This is a genomic window from Streptomyces sp. WMMC940 (assembly GCF_027460265.1).
GTDB lineage: Bacteria > Actinomycetota > Actinomycetes > Streptomycetales > Streptomycetaceae > Streptomyces.
On the sequence record NZ_JAPZBC010000001.1, the window covers coordinates 1,517,064 to 1,538,719 of the forward strand.

21 protein-coding genes and 1 pseudogene are annotated in these 21,656 nt (G+C 71.1%); 9 read left to right on the plus strand and 13 right to left on the minus strand.

Annotation, left to right across the window (positions count from 1 at the left end; translation table 11 throughout):
* Positions 1 to 5: 5 nt before the first annotated feature.
* Genes O7595_RS06710 through O7595_RS06720 form a run of 3 tightly spaced genes read right to left on the minus strand, consistent with a single transcriptional unit; the run spans position 6 to position 4,806 of the window.
* Positions 6 to 953, minus strand: a complete 948-nt coding sequence (locus tag O7595_RS06710; protein WP_269727812.1) for an alpha/beta hydrolase — start codon at positions 951 to 953, stop codon at positions 6 to 8.
* Positions 950 to 2,059, minus strand: a complete 1,110-nt coding sequence (locus O7595_RS06715) for a hypothetical protein (protein WP_269727813.1) — start codon at positions 2,057 to 2,059, stop codon at positions 950 to 952. Before O7595_RS06715 ends, O7595_RS06710 begins: the two co-directional genes overlap by 4 nt.
* Positions 2,056 to 4,806: an AfsR/SARP family transcriptional regulator gene (locus O7595_RS06720; protein WP_269727814.1), complete on the minus strand. Its 2,751-nt coding sequence runs from the start codon at positions 4,804 to 4,806 to the stop codon at positions 2,056 to 2,058. The genes O7595_RS06715 and O7595_RS06720 overlap by 4 nt, the downstream gene beginning before the upstream one ends.
* Before the next feature lie 322 nt (positions 4,807 to 5,128).
* On the opposite strand from O7595_RS06720, the gene O7595_RS06725 reads away from it, so the two are divergent.
* On the plus strand, positions 5,129 to 5,416 hold the full coding sequence (locus O7595_RS06725; protein ID WP_269727815.1) for a hypothetical protein: 288 nt from the start codon (positions 5,129 to 5,131) through the stop codon (positions 5,414 to 5,416).
* 155 nt (positions 5,417 to 5,571) lie between these two features.
* Here the strand turns inward: O7595_RS06725 and O7595_RS06730 are convergent, their stop codons facing one another.
* Both O7595_RS06730 and O7595_RS06735 read right to left on the minus strand, forming a co-directional pair.
* On the minus strand, positions 5,572 to 6,123 hold the full coding sequence (locus tag O7595_RS06730; protein WP_269727816.1) for a DUF1707 and FHA domain-containing protein: 552 nt from the start codon (positions 6,121 to 6,123) through the stop codon (positions 5,572 to 5,574).
* Between the two features lie 221 nt (positions 6,124 to 6,344).
* Entirely contained in the window at positions 6,345 to 6,626 is a 282-nt protein-coding gene (locus O7595_RS06735; protein ID WP_269727817.1) for a hypothetical protein, read from the minus strand.
* Between the two features lie 504 nt (positions 6,627 to 7,130).
* Between O7595_RS06735 and O7595_RS06740 the strand changes: the two genes are divergently transcribed.
* On the plus strand, positions 7,131 to 8,021 hold the full coding sequence (locus tag O7595_RS06740; protein ID WP_269727818.1) for a GNAT family N-acetyltransferase: 891 nt from the start codon (positions 7,131 to 7,133) through the stop codon (positions 8,019 to 8,021).
* A 55-nt stretch (positions 8,022 to 8,076) separates the two neighbouring features.
* Here O7595_RS06740 and O7595_RS06745 read toward each other — a convergent pair whose 3' ends face one another.
* The gene (locus tag O7595_RS06745; RefSeq protein WP_269727819.1) at positions 8,077 to 9,453 is read right to left on the minus strand and encodes a GH1 family beta-glucosidase; all 1,377 of its coding nucleotides are present in this window, start codon (positions 9,451 to 9,453) and stop codon (positions 8,077 to 8,079) included.
* A 179-nt stretch (positions 9,454 to 9,632) separates the two neighbouring features.
* On the opposite strand from O7595_RS06745, the gene treZ reads away from it, so the two are divergent.
* A complete protein-coding gene (treZ, locus tag O7595_RS06750) occupies positions 9,633 to 11,384 on the plus strand; it encodes a malto-oligosyltrehalose trehalohydrolase (RefSeq protein WP_269727820.1) in 1,752 nt (583 codons plus the stop codon).
* Positions 11,385 to 11,538: 154 nt separating this feature from the next.
* Positions 11,539 to 11,736 carry a hypothetical protein gene (locus O7595_RS06755; protein WP_269727821.1) on the plus strand — a complete coding sequence of 66 codons (198 nt, stop codon included), beginning with the start codon at positions 11,539 to 11,541 and terminating at the stop codon, positions 11,734 to 11,736.
* 49 nt (positions 11,737 to 11,785) lie between these two features.
* Here the strand turns inward: O7595_RS06755 and O7595_RS06760 are convergent.
* From O7595_RS06760 to O7595_RS06775, 4 genes and pseudogenes are all read right to left on the minus strand, one after another.
* Positions 11,786 to 12,691, minus strand: a pseudogene (locus tag O7595_RS06760) (RNA-guided endonuclease InsQ/TnpB family protein); the annotation flags it as partial.
* A 314-nt stretch (positions 12,692 to 13,005) separates the two neighbouring features.
* Positions 13,006 to 14,142, minus strand: coding sequence for an aminopeptidase P family protein (locus O7595_RS06765; protein WP_269727822.1), 1,137 nt, complete (start codon positions 14,140 to 14,142; stop codon positions 13,006 to 13,008).
* Positions 14,143 to 14,337: 195 nt separating this feature from the next.
* Positions 14,338 to 15,297, minus strand: a complete 960-nt coding sequence (locus tag O7595_RS06770; RefSeq protein ID WP_269727823.1) for a hypothetical protein — start codon at positions 15,295 to 15,297, stop codon at positions 14,338 to 14,340.
* Between the two features lie 253 nt (positions 15,298 to 15,550).
* Entirely contained in the window at positions 15,551 to 16,132 is a 582-nt protein-coding gene (locus tag O7595_RS06775) for a TetR/AcrR family transcriptional regulator (protein WP_269727824.1), read from the minus strand.
* Between the two features lie 191 nt (positions 16,133 to 16,323).
* Here O7595_RS06775 and O7595_RS06780 point away from each other — a divergent pair, with 191 nt between their 5' ends.
* Together O7595_RS06780 and O7595_RS06785 are read left to right on the plus strand one after the other, a co-directional pair.
* Complete coding sequence (locus O7595_RS06780; RefSeq protein WP_269727825.1) at positions 16,324 to 17,157, plus strand: oxidoreductase; 834 nt, start codon at positions 16,324 to 16,326, stop codon at positions 17,155 to 17,157.
* Between the two features lie 50 nt (positions 17,158 to 17,207).
* Positions 17,208 to 17,744, plus strand: a complete 537-nt coding sequence (locus tag O7595_RS06785; RefSeq protein WP_269727826.1) for an SMI1/KNR4 family protein — start codon at positions 17,208 to 17,210, stop codon at positions 17,742 to 17,744.
* 37 nt (positions 17,745 to 17,781) lie between these two features.
* Here the strand turns inward: O7595_RS06785 and O7595_RS06790 are convergent, their stop codons facing one another.
* Entirely contained in the window at positions 17,782 to 18,417 is a 636-nt protein-coding gene (locus tag O7595_RS06790; RefSeq protein WP_269727827.1) for a nucleoside/nucleotide kinase family protein, read from the minus strand.
* A 78-nt stretch (positions 18,418 to 18,495) separates the two neighbouring features.
* On the opposite strand from O7595_RS06790, the gene O7595_RS06795 reads away from it, so the two are divergent.
* A complete protein-coding gene (locus O7595_RS06795; RefSeq protein WP_269732397.1) occupies positions 18,496 to 18,885 on the plus strand; it encodes a VOC family protein in 390 nt (129 codons plus the stop codon).
* A 189-nt stretch (positions 18,886 to 19,074) separates the two neighbouring features.
* Here O7595_RS06795 and O7595_RS06800 read toward each other — a convergent pair whose 3' ends face one another.
* Positions 19,075 to 19,551: an ATP-binding protein gene (locus O7595_RS06800; protein ID WP_269727828.1), complete on the minus strand. Its 477-nt coding sequence runs from the start codon at positions 19,549 to 19,551 to the stop codon at positions 19,075 to 19,077.
* Between the two features lie 116 nt (positions 19,552 to 19,667).
* Between O7595_RS06800 and O7595_RS06805 the strand changes: the two genes are divergently transcribed.
* Both O7595_RS06805 and O7595_RS06810 read left to right on the plus strand, forming a co-directional pair.
* Positions 19,668 to 20,516, plus strand: a complete 849-nt coding sequence (locus O7595_RS06805; protein WP_269727829.1) for a helix-turn-helix domain-containing protein — start codon at positions 19,668 to 19,670, stop codon at positions 20,514 to 20,516.
* Positions 20,513 to 20,761 (plus strand): DUF397 domain-containing protein, encoded by a 249-nt coding sequence (locus O7595_RS06810; protein WP_269727830.1) that lies wholly within the window; start codon positions 20,513 to 20,515, stop codon positions 20,759 to 20,761. The genes O7595_RS06805 and O7595_RS06810 overlap by 4 nt, the downstream gene beginning before the upstream one ends.
* Positions 20,762 to 20,818: 57 nt before the next feature.
* Here O7595_RS06810 and O7595_RS06815 read toward each other — a convergent pair whose 3' ends face one another.
* Positions 20,819 to 21,619 (minus strand): alpha/beta fold hydrolase, encoded by an 801-nt coding sequence (locus tag O7595_RS06815; RefSeq protein ID WP_269727831.1) that lies wholly within the window; start codon positions 21,617 to 21,619, stop codon positions 20,819 to 20,821.
* Positions 21,620 to 21,656: the final 37 nt, after the last annotated feature.

Sequence of the window (21,656 nt, forward strand, 5' to 3'; positions counted from 1 at the left end):
GGTCGTCACACTCCTTTCCCGTGGCCGAAGGCAGCGGCGATGTGCCTCGCCACGTCATGAACAGCCGTCCGAGCACGGGTGATGGTGCGGGTCTGCATGACGAAGCCGTGCATCTGGTCCTCGAAATGCCAGTGCTCGGTCGGCACCCCGGCGGTTCGGAGGCGTCGGGCGTAGGCCGTTCCCTCGTCCTTGAGGGGGTCGAACTCCGCCGTGACCACCAGCGCCGGCGGGAGGCCGCCGAGGTTGCGGGCCCGAAGGGGGAACAGGTACCCGTCGTCCCGTGACCAGGACTCCGGCAGGTAGTTCCGCCAGGACCACTCCATGAACGGGAGGTTGAGCGAGTAGCCGTTCGCATGCTCGACGTAGGAACCGGTGGGTGGATCGAGGTAGTCCGTCACCGGGTAGATGAGCACCTGCTGCACGAGGCGCGGGCCACCTCGGTCACGGGCGAGGAGTGCGAGGGCGGCGGCGATGGTGCCACCGGAACTGTCGCCGGCGACGGCGATCCTCGTCGCGTCGGCCTGCAGACGACCGGGGTTGTCCACCACCCATTCGAGCACCCTCCACGCGTCGTCCAGCGCAGCGGGGTACTTGTTCTCCGGAGCGCGGCGGTAGTCCACGGAGAGGAAGGCGCTGCGGGAGCCGTTGGCCAGCAGGGTGCAGAGCCTGTCGTGGGTGTCGAGGTCGTTGACGGTCCAGCCGCCTCCGTGGAAGAAGAGAACCAGTGGCAGCTCATCGCCTTTTGACGGATGGTAGAGACGGGCGGGGATGTCTCCGTGTCCTGCCGGGACGCACACGTCCCGGACGGTCTCGATGGGCTCGGAATCACCCTGGATGAAGGCGGTCCGCATGCGCTTGCGCGCTTCTTGGTGCGGAAGCGTGTAGACCGGCGGCAGACCACTGGCCGCGGCGGTGTCCAGAAGTGCTTGTGCTTGCGGATCGAGCGTGCTCATGGCCCCTCGTTGGTGCGGTGGTAGGAATACACCTGGTGGAGTTCCGCTTCGACCGTGCCGGGGCAGTCCGAGAGAATACCCGCAAGGTCGGCGTCGCGGTCGAAGTCGCGTATGGCAACGAAATCCCGCCCGGCCAGGGACTGGTCGAGGGAGATCCGCTGCCCGGCTATGCGGAGATGGTCTTCGCCGTAGGCGAGGTCGAGAGGCCGCAGGGAGCGCACTCCGAGGCCGTGCGGCGTCAGGACGACGGGACCTCGCGCGGTGGTTGTACGGTTGTTGCCGCCGCAGTGGGCCCGGATGAGGTAGAGCGGAGCACCCGGGCGCGTGAGCAGAAGCGACAACGGCCGCTCTCCGGGGAGCCACTGGCAACCGATGGCGATCGAGGCGGGGTCGGGCATACCGTAGTGGAGGACCGACAACACCTCGTCCGTGACGCGTGCCTCCGCCCCGAGGATGAGAGCGGCGCAGAGGCGCTGACGTTCACGCTGGTAGTCCTCGAGCATGGCCACCATGCGCGCGAAGCGTTCAGCCGGACTCCCGCTCAAATAGCGCAGATATCTTCCGTGGTGCCCCACGAAGACCCGGATCTCGTTGTGGTACCAGTTCCCGGGAGCGGGATACAGACCGTTGTACTGGTTCTTGAACTCTGCCGCCGAGGAATGCAGCACCAAGTAACGCCCTTCCGGCAGCACGCCGGCCGTACGGTTCTCGGCCAGAATCACGAAGTGGTTGCCGCTGGTGAAGTTCCATACGAAGCTCGACTTCTCGGTCAACGTCGTTCGGGCAGCCTCGATGCGCCTACGAAAGTCGCGCTCATCGACGAAGTCGTCCTCGATGCGGAACAGGGCCACACCGCAGAGGTTCACGGTGGCGTCGACAGGAATCATCGGAACGGTGCTGTCCCAATGATAGTAGGCACCGGTGAAGAATCCGCCGTGGATCCTGCGCACATTGTGCGGGAGCCCCAGGTCGGGCATCGGGATGATCTCCGCGTCGCAGTCGCGCCCGGAAACCAGACTCGCCACTTGGGAAAGGAGATGCTCGGTCGTGTGGAGCTGTGCGATGATCTCGCGTTGCGTGCTGTCCGGAGCGCGCAGCGTTCTCATGACTGCCTCCTGGAGGGAGTCGCGCAGGTTGCGTCCAGTGCCCGGGCGCGGGCGGCGCGGTCCGCGAGCCCGAGCTTACTGTAGAGTTCCGCCGCAATGCGCAGTACTTTACTGGCACTGCGGTATTCACCGAGTCGGTGGTGGGATTCGCCGAGCAACCAATGCAGATCCGCCTGATATCGCCGGTCGGCGATGCTGGCAATGGGCTCTGTTCGTTCGGCGAGATCACAGAGGACTTCATGTGCCGCCGCCGTCCCCGCATCCATGGACAAACGGAGTTCTGCCACCTGAAGGTCGATCAGGAGTTCCGCACGCCGGTAGCCGTGGTGTCTGGCGTGTTCGCGGGCTTGGGCGAAGAGCGTCAGCGCTTCCTCGTTGCGCGTCCCCGTTCGCGCGAGGCAGATCGCCAGCCATCGCAGGTTGGCGCTGTAGTTCGCAGGTCCCAGTGCTGCGGGATCCGTCAGGTTGGCTCGCCACTGCTCCTCCGCCTCCGACAGGCGGTTCTGCGCGAGCAGGTGCAGCGCGCGGGCATGCCGGTACTCTCCGAGCTGCCTCTCGCCGATGCCGCCGGAGCCGTCGGACAGAATGGCTTCGAGACGGGTCAGAATCTCCTGGGTGCCGTCCTGGTTCTCCTGCTTGGCGGAAATGTTCAGGTGGTAGACGAGAGCGTCGAACTCCTCGTTGTCGTCCCCGATGCGTCGAGCGGCGTCGGCACGCATGAGGTGGACGTTCGGCTGTGTCGCCCATAAACCACGCACGTAGTAGTAGTAGCGGGCCTCACGGGAGATGTCGATCAGCTCACGCCGGCGTCCCGTCTCGGCTGCCCAGGTGAGGGCGTATTCCAGATTGCGCCGGAGGCCGGGCACGTCGAGCCTTCGGAGGCGGCTGACGTCGTCCGGGCAGAACCCGACGGCGGCGGTCAGGTCGACGTAGTACCGCAGCCACCTGTCACGGATCGCCGCCATTTCCGCGACCGGGAGAAGCGATCGCCGATTGACCGCCAGCGGGTACGCGAGGTACCGCGTCGACGCGGTGTCGCTTCCCTCCTGGCGGGACACGAAGCAATAGTCCGTCAGCTCCGCCAGCGCGTCCTCCAGCCCGTCCCCGCAACCCGACACCCTTCGGAGCGTGTCCCGGTCCGTGCCGTAGGGGAAGCAGGCCAGCGCACCCAGGACTCGACGGGCCGACCCGGTCAGTGAGGTCCAGCTCTCACGGAACAGGTCCCTGAGGACGACGTCGCCGCTCCGGTCGCTGCTCGGTGCGTTGCTGATCTCCTCCGCGACCTCCGCGATCGTGCGTCCCCGACGCTTCACCTGGCCGATGCCCCATTCGATGAGCCGAGGATTGCCCTGGGCCACGCTTCGGAGTTCGTCGAGTTCCTCGCGCTTGGCCAGGAGGTCCTGCAGACCCAGACGGTTGAGGCACTGGGCGTAGAAGTCCCGCGCCTCGTCCTCGTTGAGGCCCGCCACCTCGACCTGGAACGAGTGGGGTGCCAGGGTGCCGGCATGCGTGATGCTGGTCACCAGAACCTTGCTCGGTTCGGGTACGGTGATGAGCCATTCGTCGATCGCACGGTCCTCGATGGTCTCGTGGTTGTCCACGACGAGGAGGACCGGCGTCCTGCGGAGCAGACGGCGGACTTGGAGCTTCTTCCTGTCGAAGTCGAGAGCGACCAGACCCGGGTAGTCCAGAGTCAGGGCGACGGTGTCGAGGAGCGTCGTCAGGGTCGTCGTCCCGGCCTGCTCCCGGTCGGACACCCACACCCCCGATCGGAAGCGCGCGCCCTCCCTCAGCTGCCGGACCGTGAACTCGCGAGCCAGCGTGGACTTTCCCGATCCCCCGATGCCGATCAGGCTGATCACGGGAAGGGCCTGTTCGACGGCCTCCTCCAGCCTCGCCCACGGCCGGGGGCGCATGACGAACCGCGCATAGGCGGCCGGGGGAATGTTGTCGAGGGGCGGCACCGCCCCCGTGTGCGTCTCCGGTGCGGGTTCGGACGGCCTCGCCCCCGCGCTTGCCGCTACGGAGGGCACCACGGGCAGCTCATGGTTGAGCACCTGCCTGGCGAGCACGTTCCATTCGGGGGAAGGGTCCAGCCCCTGTTGGGCCAGGCTCTCGCTGAACTGCCGCATGAGGGCCGAGGCGGCATGGCCGCCCTGTGTCTGGTACAGCGCTCGGACCTTGATGCGAAGGACCTCCTCCCAGTAGGGGTCCTCGACGAGCAGCTGGTCCGCCGCTCCCAGTACCTCGCCGTGCGCACCCAGCACCAGGAGCGTCCGCAGACGGCTCAGGTGCGCGGCGCGGCGCTGGTGCTCAAGGGCGGTGATCTCGCTGCGCACAAGCTGATCGGTCAGGTCGGGGAGTACGTCTCCACGCCAGAGCTCCAGGGCCTCGGTGTAGGCCTCGGCGGCACCGCGCAGTTCGGCTCCGGCCCGGCTGTCCGCCAGCCTGACCAGGTCGTGGAAGCGCTGGACGTCCGTGTCGGCCTCCAGGCCGTAGGCCGACCCGCGCGTCACGATCACTTCGTTGGCGCCGAGCGCGAGTTTGGACCGCACCACGCGGATCTTGCCTTCCACCACATTGAGTCCGCCCTGCCCGGCCCAAATGATCTCGTGGAGTCGCTGCTTCTCCACCGGACGCGGCGCCTGGAGGGCGAGCACGCCCACCAGAGCCGCGGTCTTCCCCGCCATGGGGACGGTCCCGCTCTCCCCGCTCACCTCCACCGACCCGAGGATTCGGAACTCCACCAGCGCTGCCCTCTCTCTGCCCCCCGGGCGTTTCACATAGCGCGCGGTGCCCCCTGACGCTCCCTGCTTTCTAGGGTGCGGAGCTGTTGTTCTGCTGACGATCAGCTGACGCCGCCCGCAGTCGCGCTCGCATGTTACCGACCATGACCGGTCCCACACAGGTTGTAGCCGAAAGCGCCCATCGGCCGTCCGAATCCTGCCCGAGGTGTTCCGCGCCCCCGGGTCAGCCGTGCGTCAGCCCCACCGCAGTCGCGGCACGGCTTCGCGAAAGCGGGCCTCGGCATGCTGACCGGACCCTCGAAGTTCGGTTCCAGGAGGAACGATGTCCCCCAAGCGCGCGGGCCTCAAAGGCGAGAGCTCGCCCCATGACAGCGACCGGCATCACCGCAGGGAAGTGCGCATCCATCTACCCGTTCCCAACATTCGCCTCCCGCTCAACACGGGGGCGGTCCTGGCCAGTTCCCTGAGCTGCGCACTGATCCAGGGAGGGATCCCCGGCGACTCGCCCATCGTGTGGCCCCTGGTGGCGCTCGTACTGGGCAGCATGGCGTACGACGTGGCAGTCGCCGCCGTGAAACGCGGCGGGAAGGCAAAGCCCTCGAACCGCTAGGACTCCGTCGGTGCGGTGGCTCGGCCGGCTGCCACCGGTCAGGCCACCGCGACCGGTTGCGCTCGCCGCGGCGCGCCGGCGAACCCGCTCGCCGCGGACGGGCGCCCCCCGCGCGTCATGCCGCGGCGCCCGTCCGCACCGCCCGCGTACGTGCCTCAGCGCGCGTCGAGGCGGAAGCTCATACGGCCGAAGCCGACCATGTCGCCGGCCCGGACCACCACGGAGCCGGTCACACGACGGCCGTTGACGGTCGTGCCGTTGGTCGAACCGAGGTCGCGCAGGACCCACAGCCCGCCGCGCAGCTCCAGTTCGGCGTGCAGCCGCGACACCGTCTCATGGCTGAGCCGCAGCCCGTTGGACGGGTCACGGCCGATGCGCAGCGGGTACGGACCCGGCTCCGGCAGCAGCAGCGGAGGCAGCCGCTCCGCTCGCCAGGCGCGACCGAGCCTCATCGAGAACGCCGAGATCCTCCCCACCGCGCCGAACAGCTTCTCGGACAGTCGGCCGCCGTCGGGCCGCAGGTCCGCGGTGAGCGCCCGGAGTTCATCGGGCCCGCGGGCGGCCAGGGCGAGCTCCATGCGCCGCACGAACGTGTCGTGCGACAACCGGCCCTGGACGGCGCCCTCCCGGAGCACTCCGAGGACGCGCTCCCGCTCGGCGTCGGAGGGCCGCGCGGGATACGTCTGGAACTCGAAGGAGGACGTCACAGACGTGATTGTCCGGCCGGTCGCCCCGGGTGTCCAGAAGGAACCGTGAAGATCACTTCCGTTCCGGTACGGCGGGCCCTGTGCCGGCGGGCCGGAACCGCGGCGTCCGCCGTACTGCGAACGCCCCCGGCTGCGCGGACCGGTCGATCTGCTGTCCCACCGTCTCTACTCGAGCCCTCGGGTGTACGTGCGCGAGTTGCTGCGGAACGCCGTGGACGCGGTCACCGCTCGCCGGGCGGGACCGGCGAGGACGACGGGACCGACGGGACCTGGCACGGGCGTACGCGGTCGCCGACCGCACCGCCGAGGCGGCCGAGCTGCTCCAGTCGGCGCTGCCCGATCTGCTGGAGCACGGCGGGGAGGAGGGCGTGCGGGCCCGGAGGACGCTGGGCCGGCTGCTGCCGGAGCTGCGCGATCCGCGCGCCGCCGCCGAGCAGTTCCTGCAGGCCGCCGAGACGGTGAAGGGCTGGGGCGAGCCCGGCCCCGAGGCCCGTCTCGCGCACTCGGCCGCCGAGGCCCTCGGCCGGGCCGGGCTCAGGAAGGAGTCCGAGTCCGCGTACGCCCGTGCCCTGGAGCTCTGCCGGCTCACGGGCGACACCCCCGTCGGTGAGGTACGGGCGCTGGGTTCCCTCGCCTGGATGTCCGTCGACGACGAGGACGAGTACGGGGAGGGCACGACGGGAGGGGCTGTCCCGGCGACAGCCCCCCGGGCACGGTCCGCAGTGATCGCCCCGCCTGAACGACCGCCGGGACCGGTGCCTCGGCACGGTGCCGCACCCCGCGGCATCCCGTGCCGCTCCCCCGGCCGCCACTCCCCCAGCCCGCCGGCGGAAAAGCGAGGGAGGACTCCCCCAGGGGCGTCTAGCATGCTGCCGACGCCCATGGCCGCTGGAAGGAGGCGAGTGCAGTGCAGACCAGATCATTCCCGCGCTCCCGCCCCGACCGCCCGGCGTCCGTCGTCTGACCGGGAGCGCAGCACACGTTCCGCAGTCCCGGAGGACCTCACCATGACCGCTTCGACCGGTCCGCTCATCCGCGCGCTCTCCGAGAGCGACGCGTACCTCTTCGACACCCTGACCGATCCGCTCGGCGTGGGCCGTGCCCTGGCCCGCGCCGCCCACCGCCCCGAGTGGAAGCGGGTCGCCCTGCGCGACGGGAAGGTCGTCGCACGTGCCGCCTGGTGGGGCGGCCCCGATGACACGGCACCCGTCAATCTCAACTGGTTCGACGTCGCGGACGGCGAGGAGGAGGCGGGCGCCGAACTACTGCGCACCTCCCCGTTCCGGGTCGAGTACGAGCTGATCCTCCCCTCCGGCTGGCGCGAGGACCCCGTGTCCCGGGCCGCAGCCGAGGTGCGGATACGGGCAGCGCGGGCGGCGGGGATGAGCGTCCTCGTGGAACGCTTCCAGTACCGGTGGACGCCCGAGTGCGGACTGCCGGAGCGGCCCGGACGGCTGGAGTTCCGGCCCGAACCCGACGACGCCGTGTTCCTCGGCGTGCTGCGCCGCGTTCACAAGGGCACCCTCGACGCCCATGCGCTGCGCGCCATCGCCGAGGGCGGGCTGGACCAGGCGGCCCGGGAGGAGTTGGACTTCTTCCACTGGTGCCCGTCGCCGCGGGCATGGTGGCGGCTGGCGTACCGGGACGGTGAACTCGTCGGTCTGCACGTCCCGGCGCACAACCCGTCGGGCCCGTGCATCGGCTTCATCGGCGTCGTTCCGGAGCACCGCGGCAACGGCTACGCCTACGACCTGCTCGCCGAGTGCACGCACTTCCTGGCGGAGCGGGGCGCGGAGTTCATCGCCGGCGCCACGGACCAGGGCAACGTACCCATGGCAGGCGCCTTCGCCAGGGCCGGGCACCCGGTGGCGCAGGAGCGCGTCCACCTCGGTTTCTGACCCGGTGCGCGCGGAGCGGGTGCCGCTCCGCGCGCGGGGCCGCGCCCAGGGACGGTCAGCGCGACGGCGGCCGCGCGGCCCGCTGGGCGCGAATGACGTCGCGGTACCACCCGTACGACGCCTTCGGGGTGCGTTCCAGGGTGTCGTAGTCGACGTGGACCAGGCCGAAGCGCTGAGAGGCTCCCTCCACCCACTCGATGTTGTCGGTGAGCGACCAAACGAAGTAGCCACGGATGTCGACGCCCTCCTCGACCGCCCGGTGCAGGGCGCGCAGATGGCCGTCGAGGAACGCGATCCGGGAGTGGTCGTCGAGTCCGTCGTAGGAGCAGCCGTTTTCCGTGATGTGGACGGGCGGCAGGCGGTCGCCGTAGCGCGCCCTGAGGGTGACGAGCAGTTCCCGCAGGCCGTCCGGGACGACCGGCCAGCCGAACCGGGTGCGCTCGGCTCCCTCGATCTCCCTGAGTCCGAAGGGGAGTTCGGCGGGCATGCCCAGTCCGGCGTAGGAGTCGAGCGCGTCGGTCGCGGGTGCGCCGACCAGCATGGGGCTGTAGTAGTTGACCCCGTACCAGTCCAGTCGCTCGGAGATGACCGCGAGGTCGTCGGCGACGGGCCCCGGCATCAGTCCGTCGAATCCGTCCGGGTAGCGGCCCGTCAGCAGCGGGTCGGAGAAGAGCCGGTTGGTGAGCGTGTCGTAGAGCTCGGCGGCGGAGCGGTCCTCGTCGCTGTCGCTGGACGGGTGGACGGGCGAGTGGGACACCGCGAGACCGATGTTGCCGGCACCCGCGGCTCGCAGGGCGCGGACGGCGAGGCCGTGGGCGAGGAGCTGGTGGTGGGCGGCGGGCAGGGCGTCGAAGAGGAGCCGCTTGCCGGGGGCGTGCTCGCCGAGCGCGTAGCCGAGCATGGTGACCTCGGCGGGCTCGTTGACGGTGATCCACATGGGGACGCGGTCCGCGAGCCGGTCGGCGACGACTGCCGCGTAGTCGGCGAACCGGGCGGCGGTGTCGCGGTTGAGCCACCCCCCGGCCACCTCCAGGGGCAGCGGGGTGTCCCAGTGGTAGAGGGTCGGTGCGGGGGTGATGCCGTGCTCGCACAGTTCGTCGACGAGCCGGTCGTAGAAACCGAGCCCGGCGGGATTCACCGGACCGCTGCCGCCGGGTACCACCCGGGGCCAGCTGACGGAGAAGCGGAAGGCGTCGGCGCCCAGCCCGGCGAGCAGGGCCACGTCCTCGCGGTAGCGCTCGTGGAAGCCGGTTCCGCGGGAGGCGTCCGCGCCGTCCTTGATCCGTCCGGGTTCCGCCGCGAACACGTCCCAGCCGGAGGGGCCCTTGCCGTCGGTGTCGGCGGCGCCCTCCGTCTGGAACGCGGACGCCGAGGCACCCCACAGGAATCCGGGCGGGAAGAAGGGCAGCGGTGTCGCGGACGGCGATGTCATGGCGCGGACCCTAGTACCGGCGAGTACGGCGCCTCCAGAGGGCGAAGTTGCCAGGATGGGGAGAACTGCCGCCGACGACACGACTCCGCCGGCGCCGGCGTGACGGACGACCGGACGACGGGCGCCCGCATGACGATGCCGGCATCACCGACGCCGAGATGACAGGGGATCGATCACCAGTGCTGTTCGAGGTATGGGCACCGCGGGCGCAGGACCGGGTCGACTTGTGGCTGGAGGACACCGAACAGGGGATGGAGCGCGATCCGTCGCGGGAGGACTGGTGGACGGCCGAGGCGGACGCGGGTGACGGGGACCGCTACGGCTTCCGGCTCGACGGCGGCCCGGTCCTGCCCGACCCGCGCTCGCGCCGTCAGCCCGAGGGCCCGGACGGGCCGAGCGCGGTGGTCGCTCCCGACACGTACGTGTGGCGCAGCGACGAGTGGCGTGGCCGGGACCTCGCGGGCGCGATCCTGTACGAGCTGCACATCGGCACCTACACGCCCGAGGGCACGCTCGACGCCGCGGCAGCCGCGCTCGGCGAGCTGGCGGAGCTCGGCATCACCCATGTGGAGCTGATGCCGCTGTGCCCCTTCCCGGGGACGCACGGCTGGGGCTACGACGGGGTGGCGCCCTGGGCCGTGCACGAACCGTACGGCGGCCCCGGGGCGCTGAGGCGTTTCGTGGACACGGCCCACGGTCTCGGGCTCGGTGTCGTCCTGGACGTCGTCCACAACCACCTGGGGCCGTCCGGCAACCATCTGCCCGCGTTCGGACCGTATCTGACGGACATTCACCACACCCCCTGGGGCTCGGCGATCAACCTGGACGCGCCCGGCTCGGACGAGGTGCGCGCGTACCTGATCGGTAGCGCGCTGGCATGGTTGCGGGACTACCGCGTCGACGGGCTGCGGCTGGACGCGGTCCACGCCCTCGTCGACACCCGGGCGCTGACGTTCCTGGAGGAACTGTCCGCGGCGGTGGACCGGTTCGGCGCGGACGTACACCGGCCGGTGTTCCTGATCGCCGAGTCCGACCGGTGCGACCCGAGGACGACCACCCCGCGCGAGGACGGCGGCCTCGGGGTCCACACCCAGTGGAACGACGACTTCCATCATGCCCTGCACGCCTCGCTGACCGGTGAATCGCAGGGCTACTACGCCGACTTCGCACGCGCGCCGCTCGGCGCGCTCGCCAAGACCCTCGGCCATGTCTTCTTCCACGACGGCACGTACTCCGCGTTCCGCGGCCGTACGCACGGCCGTCCCGTCGATCTCGTCCGCACACCCGCGCACCGGTTCGTCGGCTACGCCCAGACGCACGACCAGATCGGCAACCGCGCGACCGGCGACCGGCTCTCGTCGGCCCTCTCGCCCGGACTACTGGCCTGCGCGGCGGTTCTGGTGCTGACGGGGCCGTTCGTCCCGATGCTGTTCATGGGCGAGGAGTGGGGCGCCCGTACGCCGTGGCAGTTCTTCACCGACCACACGGACCCGGAGCTCGCGGAGGCGGTACGGCAGGGCAGGCGGCGGGAGTTCGCCGGGACCGGGTGGACGGCGCGGGACATCCCCGACCCGCAGGACCCCGCCACCAGGGAACGCTCGTGCCTGGACCGCTCCGAGCGGGATCGCGGACCCCATGCCCGACTCCTTGGCTGGTACCGGGAGCTGATCGCCCTGCGCCGGAGCGAGCCCGACCTGTCCGACCCGGACCTCGCGTCGGTGCGGGTCGCCTACGACGAGGAAGCGCGCTGGTTCGTCTTCCGCCGGGGCGACGTTCGGGTCGCGGTCAACCTCGGCGGGGAACCCGTCACGATCCCGCTGGGCGCGGGGGGCGGCCGGGTGCTCGCCGCCTGGGACGAGACCGGGCCGGCGGGGCCCGAGGGCGTGCTGGAACTGGCGGGCGAGTCGTGCGTGGTGCTGCACGACGCGTGACATGGCAGACCGCACGCGTCTCACAGCACTTGACACACGACGTCGCTCCGTTCCACCTGGACGAGGTGGAACGGACCGGGTTCACAGCACAAGGCCGCTTGTCACCAGGGTCTCGCAGGGATGGGCCCCTTCGAAGCCACGGTTTGCGGATCGGGTGGGTTGGTGGCTGGACAAGGGCCTCGAGGACATCAAGAAGGGCTGGGCCCACGGCGAACTTGATGACGACGGCTACCACGCACCGCGCGGCAACCAGGCGGAGAACAAGCAGTTCGAGGATGCACTCCGCGCAGTGGAGGGCAGTATCGGCCGCGCTGTGACCCCTGGTGAGCGGCGTGCCCAGGAGAAAAGGTGACGACCGTGTCCATGAGCATGGAAGACGCCCTCTTGACGTGCTCCCTGGCCTAAGGTCCAGGGGTTCCGGCCTGGGTCGTGTGACCCTTCCGGGGGCTTCCTGCTTCACCGCGCTGTGCGGGCACGGGTGCCCGTCTTACCGGCGCTCCACAGGCGTTTAGCGTCTCCGCCCGTCCGGCGGCGACGATTCGGCGTCCTTCGAAGAGGACGTTGCGGGCTGCGTTGTGGTCGCGGTCGTGCACGGTGCCACATTCGCCGCACGCCCACTCCCGGACGTGCAGGGGCTTGGGACCGTCCCGGAATCCGCAGGCCGAGCAGACCTGAGAGGACGGGAAAGCGCGGTCCACCTTGGCGAAGGTGCGACCGTGCAGAGCCGCCTTGTACTCCAGCATGCCGACGAACGCGGACCATCCCGCGTCGTGCACGGACTTGGCGAGCCGGGTGCGGCCGAGGCCGGAGACCGCGAGGTCTTCCACGTACACCGCTTGGTTGTCGCGAATGATCTGCGTGGATGCCTTATGGTGCCAGTCCCGACGCCGGTCGGCCACCTTGGCGTGCTGGCGTGCGACCTTGATGCAGGCCTTGGCCCGGTTCTTCGATCCCTTGGCCTTACGGGACAGCTCCCGCTGAAGACGCTTGAGTTTCTTCTCCGCCCGGCGCGGGAAGCGCGGGCTGTCGATCTTCCTACCGTCGGACAGGACGGCGAAGGCGGACAGGCCGAGGTCGATACCGGCGTCGGTCTCCAGCTCGGGCAGGCTGTCCGGCTCGGTGTCCACGACGAAGCTGACGAAGTACCGGCCGGAGCTGTCCTTGGTGACGGTCAGGGACGTGGGTGCGGCCGGAAGCCTGCGAGACCACTTGACCTTGAGTTTGCCGACCTTGGCCACGTACACCGTGCCGTCGTTCTGGAGGCAGAAGGCGTTGGTGTTGAGGCGGATCGACTGCCGGGGGTCCTTCTCCGCATCGTGCGGCGAAGCACCGCTGGCGATCGTCCGCCAGTACATCGAGCAGCAAAAACGTCCGCTCCAACATGCACGTCAGAGCAGTCTTGAGATGCATTCATCCCCGGCGTGAACACCGGGGCTCTCTGCAAGAGTCCCGGTAAGGGAGCGTCTGCTGTACGCCAGAGGCGACGATCGACGCCGTGCCGAAGGACCTCAGAGCCGGCGGGTTCGGCATGACCGACTGCATCAAGGCGGTCGGGGAGCTTCGGGCCTGTTCCCTCGCCGAGGCGAAGGGCGAAGGCCCGGCGCCCCCGCACGGCGCCTCCCTACTCGACGATCGCCAGCTCGCGCGGCGTGTTGTTCAGCCGCCTGCCGCCCGTCTCCGTGACCGTCACGATGTCCTCGATCCGCACCCCGAAGCGGCCGGGGAGATAGATGCCCGGCTCCACGGAGAAGCACATCCCCGGGACCAGCGGCTGCTCCTCCCCTTCGATCATGTACGGCGGCTCGTGCGTGGTGACGCCGATCCCGTGGCCGGTGCGGTGGACGAAGTACGCCCCGTAGCCGGCGTCGTCGATCACCGCGCGCGCCGCCCGGTCGACGTCCTGGCAGGTGGCACCCGGCCGGACCGCCTCGTACCCGGCCTGCTGCGCCTCGCGCACGATGTCGTGGACCCGCCGCTCCTCTTCGGTCGGCTCCCCGACATGGACGGTCCGGCTGGTGTCGGACCCGTAGCCGTGCTTGAGCCCGCCGAAGTCGAGGACGACCATGTCGCCTTCCTCGAGGGTGCGTTCACCGGCCTCGTGGTGCGGGTTCGCCCCGTTCGGGCCCGATCCGACGACGGTGAAGTCCACCTGTGAGTGCCCGAAACGCAGCAGCAGTGCGGCGAGGTCTGCTGCCACGTCGGCCTCCCTGCGGCCGGAGAAGCGCACCTTGAGGATCTCGCGGTACGTCTCGTCGGCGGCTGCCCCGGCCGCCGCCAGCCGGGCCAGCTCCCGCTCGTCCTTGACCGCGCGCAGCATGGGCAGGGCCCGGGTGAGTGAGGTGTACGTCGTGCCGGGCAGTTCGTGCTGCATGCCGAGCAGGTGCATGGCCCAGGCGTTGTCGCTGATCCCGTAGCGGCCGCGCCCTTCGAGCAGCGCGGCGGTGACGGCGTACGGATCCCTGCCGTCGGTCCAGTCGCGGAGTCTGAACGCGGGCCCTCCGGCGGCCTGCTGCGCGTCGGGCGCCTCCAGGGTCGGCACGACCAGCACCGGGTCCTGGCCCTCGACGAGGACCAGGAAGGTCAGGCGTTCGGTGGGCGCGGGCTGGTAGCCGGTGAGGTGGACCAGGTCCGGGCCGGGGGCCACGAGGAGACCGGAGAGCCCGGCCTCGGCGGCGGACCGGGCGGCCCGGGCCATCCGCCCCCGGTAGTCGTCGGCGGTGAAGGGCGCCGGCGGCGCGGACTCGGCGGTGCTGGGCATGGGCTCCTCCTGCTTTCGGTACTCGTCCCCGGCCGGCCGGCTCGTGGTCCCGTGCCGGGTCGGTCCGGAGCTCCCGGGTCGGGCGGGTGGCGTCCTCGCCGGGACGGGTTCCCGGGACGGCTTCCCGGGCTGCCGGGCCGGTGACCCTCGGAACGGCCGATCGCGGTACCCGGGCCGGGCCGGGTCAGGCCGGTGTCAGTCGTCGCCCGGGTGCCGTGCCACGAGACGCTGCAGCATGTCCTGGAAGTCCTCGCCGACCACGATCCTCAGTCCCTCGCCGCCCTCGTCGCGGTCGCTGAGCTGGGTCAGCGTCCCGGCCCGCCACCAGTAGACGTACGGAGTGATCGCCCCCGGTGTGTCGGCGTACCCGGACGCGGCGAAGGCGGCCAGCGCGTTCAGGGACGGGATGACGCCGGCGTCGCGGATGACGTGGAAGGCGATCTGGTGCCGGAAGGGCAGTGCTACCAGCGCGCCGTCCTCGGTGATCTGCTGCCCGGTCACCTGGCGGACGAGCGCGTCCAGCACGAGGACGCGGCTGGCCGTGTAGAAGGAGTCGCCGACCACCACCTCCAGGCGCATTCCCCCGGCGTCCTTGATGGTCTCGTGGCCCTCCACGGGGAGGTTCCGCAGATTGGCCATCGCACGCTCGCGCAGCACCGGCACGTCCCCGAGTGGCTCGAGGGCATCATCGGTCAGGATCATCACGCTCTCGGGCAGGTCGAGCGCGAGCACCTCGCTCAGTCCCGGTGCGAGCGCGCGGGCGTAGCGGAACGTTTCCCTGTCCAGGCCCTCGGAGCCGATCACCCGGGGGTACAGCTGGGACCGGATCTGGTCGGGCGGCAGGGTGTCGAGCGCGGACGGCGCGTCCATGGTGCGCAGCACCATGCCGACGTGGCCGCGGATGACCTTGGGCCAGACGCGGGGACCGCGCTCGTCGTTGTGGCAGACCGCGGCGAGGTTGCCGAGCCCGAACTGCCGTCCGGCGCTGTCGGTGACGACGTCGGAGTAGACGGTGACCTCCAGGCCGCGCTCGGCGAACGCCTCCCGGACCTGACCGCGGAAGCGTGAGCCCTCCGCCACCGAGAAGAAGGCGAACTCCGCGTCGCGGGGCGCGTCGTCCCCGTCCCGCTTCGGCCCTCGCCGGAACAGCCTCACGTCGGCCCCCGCTCATCCTGTGTCGGATCGGATCCTGATTGCTCGGGTGTTGTGTGTGCCCGGTTTTCCTCTGGGTGTGCTCAGGTTTCGAGCGTACCGACCGCACCACGGGCCCCGCTTGCCAGGCCCGGGCGACACCGCCGCGCCGCTCGGGGCCGCGGGGCCGCATGCCTGCCGGGTGCCGCAGCACGTCCTCGGGGTCCCCAGCAGGCGTCCACCGGCCGGGCCGGCCCGACGTGAAGGTGCGCGGCGGTCAGGCCCCGGCCTTCCCCTCGCGCGCGCGGACGGTGAAACCGGCCAGGAAGAGGGTGAGCCAGCGGGTCCGTACGGCGGGCTCCTGGTCGGTGGGGGCGGTGAGGATGAGCATCAGGAAGTCGTCGACGGTGACGTCGGGGTGCAGGTCCCCGTCGGACACGGCGGCGGCGATGATCCGCTCCATCGCGCCCCTGAACCGCTCCTCCTGCTGTTCGGTCCAGTGCGCGGCGCCCAGGGTCTGGGCCGCCGCCTTGACGCTGCGGTCCCGGGCCGAGGCCTCGACCGTGCGTTCGGCCAGGCGGGTGATCTCCGCCATCGCCCGGGCGCCCTCTCCGACCCGCGCCGCCGCGGCTTCGATCTCGCCGGTGATGATCTCGCTGTGCTCGGCGATGACGGCCCCCACCAGGTCCGTCTTGGTCGGGAAATGACGGTAGAGCGTACCCACGGCCACTCCCGCCGCCTCGGCGATGGCGTCCATCGGGACATCGGGCCCGTGGCGGGTGATCTGCTCGCGCGCGGCGGCCAGGATCCTCGTCCGGTTGCGGACGGCGTCGGCACGCAGGGGGCGGGAACCGGCCATCGGGTCCTCCAACTCGGCCAGGGGGGACGACCTCTCACGCCGGGGTGCGCGGCGCCGCGTCCACGAAGGAACATGAATTCTAGTTCAGGATCACATCCCCTCCGCTTGCGCGAACATGAACCAGCGCTCATGATGATGGTGAGCCTTGATTCACCTTATTGCCGTCGTCCCCCACCGGAGAGGACCCCGCCATGCCGAACACGGTCGCCCTGATCACCGGAGCTTCGTCCGGGATCGGCGAAGCCGCCGCCCTGGAACTGCACACCCGCGGATTCACCGTCTACGGCGCCGCCCGTCGTGTCGAGCGGATGTCCGCCCTGGCCGAGCGGGGGATCCGCACCATCGCCATGGACGTCACCGACGAGGACTCACTGCGCGCCGGAGTGGACCGGATCGTCGCCGACACCGGTCGCGTCGACGTCCTCGTCAACAACGCCGGATACGGCTCGTACGGCCCGGTCGAGGACGTGGCCCTGGACGAGGCACGCCGCCAGTTCGAGGTCAACGTCTTCGGCGCCGCCCGGCTGACCCAGCTCGTCCTGCCGCTCATGCGCTCCCAGCGCAGCGGCCGCATCATCAACATCACCTCGATGGGCGGCAAGATCCACACTCCGCTGGGCGCCTGGTACCACGGCACGAAGTTCGCCCTCGAAGGCTTCAGCGACTCCCTCCGGATGGAGGTCAGGCCCTTCGGCATCGACGTCGTCATCGTGGAGCCGGGTGCCATCCGCACCGAGTGGAGCGGGATCGCCGCGGACCAACTCCGCAAGGTGAGCGGCGACAGCGCGTACGCCGCGCAGATCGCGTCCATGGCCGGGGCGCTGGAGTCGGAGAGCAACGCGCGCCGGTCCTCGTCCCCGTCGGTCGTCGCCCGCGCCATCGGCCGGGCCGCCACCAGCCGCCGCCCCAGGACCCGTTACGCGGTGGGCATGGGCGCCAAGCCGCTGATCCTCACCCGTCGAGTCCTGCCCGACCGGGCGTACGACGCGCTCGTCTCACGCGCGATGGGCGGCCTCGGCGCATAGCGCGGCCGGGCACGGCCCGCAGTGTCAGTGGGGCCGGTTACGGTTCACGCATGACCGAGACGACCGTTGACGACCGTGCCTTCCCGCCTGCCCTGGCCGAGGTGGCCCGAGTGGGGTTCGTGTACGGAGAGGACGGCGACGGCGTCGACTTCGAGCCGTACGACGCCTTCGACTCCGCGGAGAAGACGACCCACTGGCTGCGCCACTGGACCGGCAACCACGAACTGGACGGGGACGCCTTCCGGCTCTTCGGCCAGGACGGTTCCGGCGGCCTCGCGGCCATATGGCTCGCCCGCCCCGGCCGGCCGCTCGCCGAACAGCCCGTGGTGTTCATGGGTTCGGAGGGCGAGCGCGGCGTCGTGGCGGGGAACCTGTCGGACTTCCTCTGGGTGCTGGCCGACGGCATGGGCCCCTTGGAGGCCGTCGAGTTCGGGGAGCGCGAGGCACGCCCGAACGCCGACCCGGAATTGACCGCAATCGCGGAGCGGCACACGACCACCCGGCGCCGGACCGCAGGGCAGATCATCGACGAGGCCGGGGCCGAATTCCCCACGTTCTCCGACGACATCGACGCGCTCTGCCGCTGAGAGGCAGGGCCGGCCGCGCGCACGGCAGCGGGGCGGCTCAGGCACCGGGCCCCATCAGCACCGTCAGATGGGCGCGGCGCCGACCGTGCGCCACCAGCCGGGCGTTCGGCTCGTCGGAGTCGCGGACCCAGCGTTCGGCGTGCGCGCGGTCCTTGCCGAAGCGGACGTGCCGGTCGACGAGCCGGGGCACCCGTACCGCGTCGGGCAGTTCCAGGTACCAGACCTCGTCGAGCAGCGCGCGGATCCGCGACCAGGGCCCCTCGTCGTACAGGAGGTAGTTGCCCTCGGTGACGACGAGCGGGACGTCCGGAGCGACCGCGACGCTGCCCGCGACCGGCTCCTCCAGCGTCCGGTCGAAGGCAGGCGCGTACACCGCCGCGCCCGCCTCGGGTCTGCGGAGGCGGGTCAGCAGCGACGCGTAGCCGGCCGCGTCGAAGGTGTCCGGAGCGCCCTTGCGCCCTGCCCTGCCGAGCCGCTCCAGCTCGGCCTGGGCGAGATGGAAGCCGTCCATGGGGACGAGCACGGCACACTCCGGGCCCAGTCGCGACACGAGCTCCGCGGCGAGCGTCGACTTGCCCGCCCCCGGCGGCCCGGCGATGCCGAGGAGGTGCCGTCCGCCCGGGTGGGCGAGGCCGCGGGCACGGTCGGTGAGCTGCTCGATCGACGGGTCCATGCGAGGCATTGTGCACAGCGTCGGTGATACTGGGGCGCCCCCGAGCAAGGAGTTCCGATCCCCGTGTCCACAGCACCACTGCCCCGCATCGCCCTCGTCACGCTCGTCGTCCGTGACTACGACGAGGCCGTCGCCTTCTACCGGGACGCCCTCGGCTTCACCCTCGTCGAGGACACCGACCGGGGCGACGGTTCGCGCTGGGTCGTGGTCCGGCCGGGTGGCGAAACGGGCGGCACGGACCTGCTGCTGGCGCGGGCGAAGGGCGACGAGCAGTCGGCGAGCGTCGGCGCGCAGACCGGCGGCCGGGTCGGCTTCTTCCTCCACACCGACGACTTCGCCCGCGACCACGCCCGGATGACGGCGGCGGGCGTCCGCTTCCTGGAGGAGCCCCGCCACGAGCCGTACGGTTCGGTCGCCGTCTTCGAGGACCTGTACGGCAACCGCTGGGACCTGTTGCAGCCCGCGTAGCAACCGCGAGGACCCGGATACTGTGCGCGCGGGCACCCGGGGCGTTCGCGTCGCACGGGCGCTCCGCACGCTCCCGTCCACGGGGCCCGCCGGCCCTGTTCGCACGGGCCGCCGGCGTTCGCGTCGCGCGGGCGCTCCGGGCGCTCCGGGCGCTCCGGGCGCTCGGGGCGCTCGGGGCGCTCGGGGCGCTCACCGCGGCAGGTCGAGTTCGGCGCGCACGGTCTTCCCGACCGGTACACGATCGAGGACCGACCACCGGTCGGCGAGCGCCGCGACGAGCACCAGGCCCCGGCCGGTCTCCGCGTCACCGGCCGCGCCGTCCGGGAGGCCGGTCGCTCCGGGCCCGGGCGGGCGGCGCTCGCCCCGCGCGTCCGACACGTCGACGGTGAGCATCCCCGGCGCGAGGGCGAGTCTCAGCTCGAAGTCCCGCCCCGGCAGCCGGCCGTGCGTGACCGCGTTCGCCGCCAGTTCGGCGACCAGCACGGCCGCGGTCTCGGACGTCTCCGTCCCGTGCGGAACGCCCCAGGAGTGGAGCTGGTGGAGCGCGAGGTGCCGGGCGAGCCGGGCGCCGCGCGGTGTGGAGCTGAAGCGCTGCGTGAACACACGTACGGTGACGGGTGGTTGGGGCGCGGCGGTGGCGGTCGGTGGGGTGGCCGGTGCGGTCATGGACCCCAACCTGGCGGCCGGACCAGGGGTTTCTCCAGAGGACGGCCGCGTACGCTGCGTCAGCGTACGCGCACTCCCGGTGGACGGTACGTGTCACCATCCGTGACCATGGTCCGATGGCGATGACGGACACCGGCGGAGCCGGTACGCACGCGACGGAACCGGAAGCCTCGGACAGTCTGAGGACGTTCGGGGCGGTGGTCCAGGCCCTACGCGAGCACGCGGGCCTCAGCCGGGGCGACTTCGCCCCGCTCGTCGGGTACTCCAAGCACACGGTGGCCTCGATCGAACTGGGCCGCCGGATGCCGGACGACGACTTCGTGGAACGGGCGGAGGCGGCGCTCGGGAACACGGGAGCGCTGCGGCGGGCCGCGCAGCACCTCTCGCGCCGACCGGGGCTGGCGGCGTGGTTCCGGAGGTGGGCGCGGCTGGAGGCGGTGGCGAGCAGTCTCTGCACCTACGAATGCCGGTTGGTTCCGGGCCTGTTGCAGACGGAGGCGTACGCCCGGACGCTGTTCGTCAACCAGCTTCCGCCGCTGGGGGACGAGCAGATCGAGGCGCAGATGGCGGCCCGGCTGGAACGGCAGCGGCTGCTGCGGGAGCGCCCGAACACGGCCTACGGCTTCATCCTCGAAGAGCATCTGCTCCTTCGGCGGACGGGGGGCGCGGCGGTGACCCGCGAGCTGGTGGGCCATATCCTCGACCTGGCCGAACTGCGCAACATCGAGCTCCAGATCATGCCGCTGGTACGGGAGAGCCATGCGGGACTCGGTGGTCCGATGCAGCTGCTGGAGACCCCCGACAACAAATGGTTCGGCTACTGCGAGGGGCAGGAGAGCGGCCAGTTCGTCTCCGACGCGAAAGTGGTCAGCATGCTCCAGATGCGGTATGCCAGGATGCGCTCACAGGCTCTTACCCTGGAGGACTCCCTGAGCCTGTTGCGGCGGATGCGAGGAGCGCTATGAGCGGCACGGCGGAACTGGCCTGGTTCAAGAGCAGCTACAGCAGCGGCTCCGGCGACGACTGCGTGGAGGTGGCGCTCTCCTGGCACAAGTCCTCCTACAGCAGCAGCGGTTCGGGCGACTGCGTCGAGGTCGCCGCCTGCCCCACCACCGTCCACGTCCGCGACTCCAAGGCCAAGCAGGGCCCCCGGCTCGCCCTCTCCCCCGCCGCCTGGACCGACTTCGTCGCCTACGCCGCCCAGGACTGAACCGGTCGGGCCCCGTGCGGGGCCCGACCGCACACTCCCGGAAGCCGGTCGCCGCGCTCAGCTGCGGTCGCCGAGCCGCCGCCCCTCCCCCGCCGCGGCCCGCAGCAGGATCTCCACCAGCTCGCCGGGGGTGGACAGCATCGGCCAGTGCCCGGTGGCGAGTTCGAAGAACCCCCAGCGCGGCGCGGTCAGTTGTTGGAAGAGCGGGTTGCCCGTGGCCACCAGCGCCTCGACTCCGGCGATGTCCATGGTGCCGCCGTCCGTACAGAAGACGCCCGTCATGGGCAGCTCGTCCACCACGCCCGTGAACCGGACCGGCGTGGTGAGGGTGCCCACCGGCTGCGGCGCGGCGAGGCAAGTCAAGCGCGCGATGCCGTCATCGGGGACGCCCGCCAGGTTCCCCCACTGCTGCCACTCCTCCTCGGTGGGCGCGGGCACGCGCCAGCCGTCCTCGGCCCGAGCGGGCTGCCCCAGCATCCGGTCGCGGACGGGGCCGTGCGGCATCTGCTCGCGTACCTGGTCGAGCACGGAGAGCCCGTCGCGGGGCAGGGGCGCGTCCACGTAAACGATCCCGGCGGTCCGGTCCAGGCGCCGGCCGGCGGCACCGAGCGCCGGGTAGATGCCGTAGCAGTGGCCGACGAGGACGACCTCCGGCTCGTCCACGTGGTCGATGAGCTGCACCAGGTCCTCGACATGGGTGTCCATGTCCGTTCCGGGACCGGCGAGATGGCGTCGGTCGCCCAGACCCGTCAGGGTCGCCGGGTGGGCCCCGGCTCCCGACTCCCGTAGCCCGGCGGCCACTTCCCGCCAGACCCATCCTCCGGTGTGGCCTCCCGACACCAGCACGAACGCCGTCATGGGTCCCTCCTCCACGGGGTCGTGTCCCGCCGGGCCG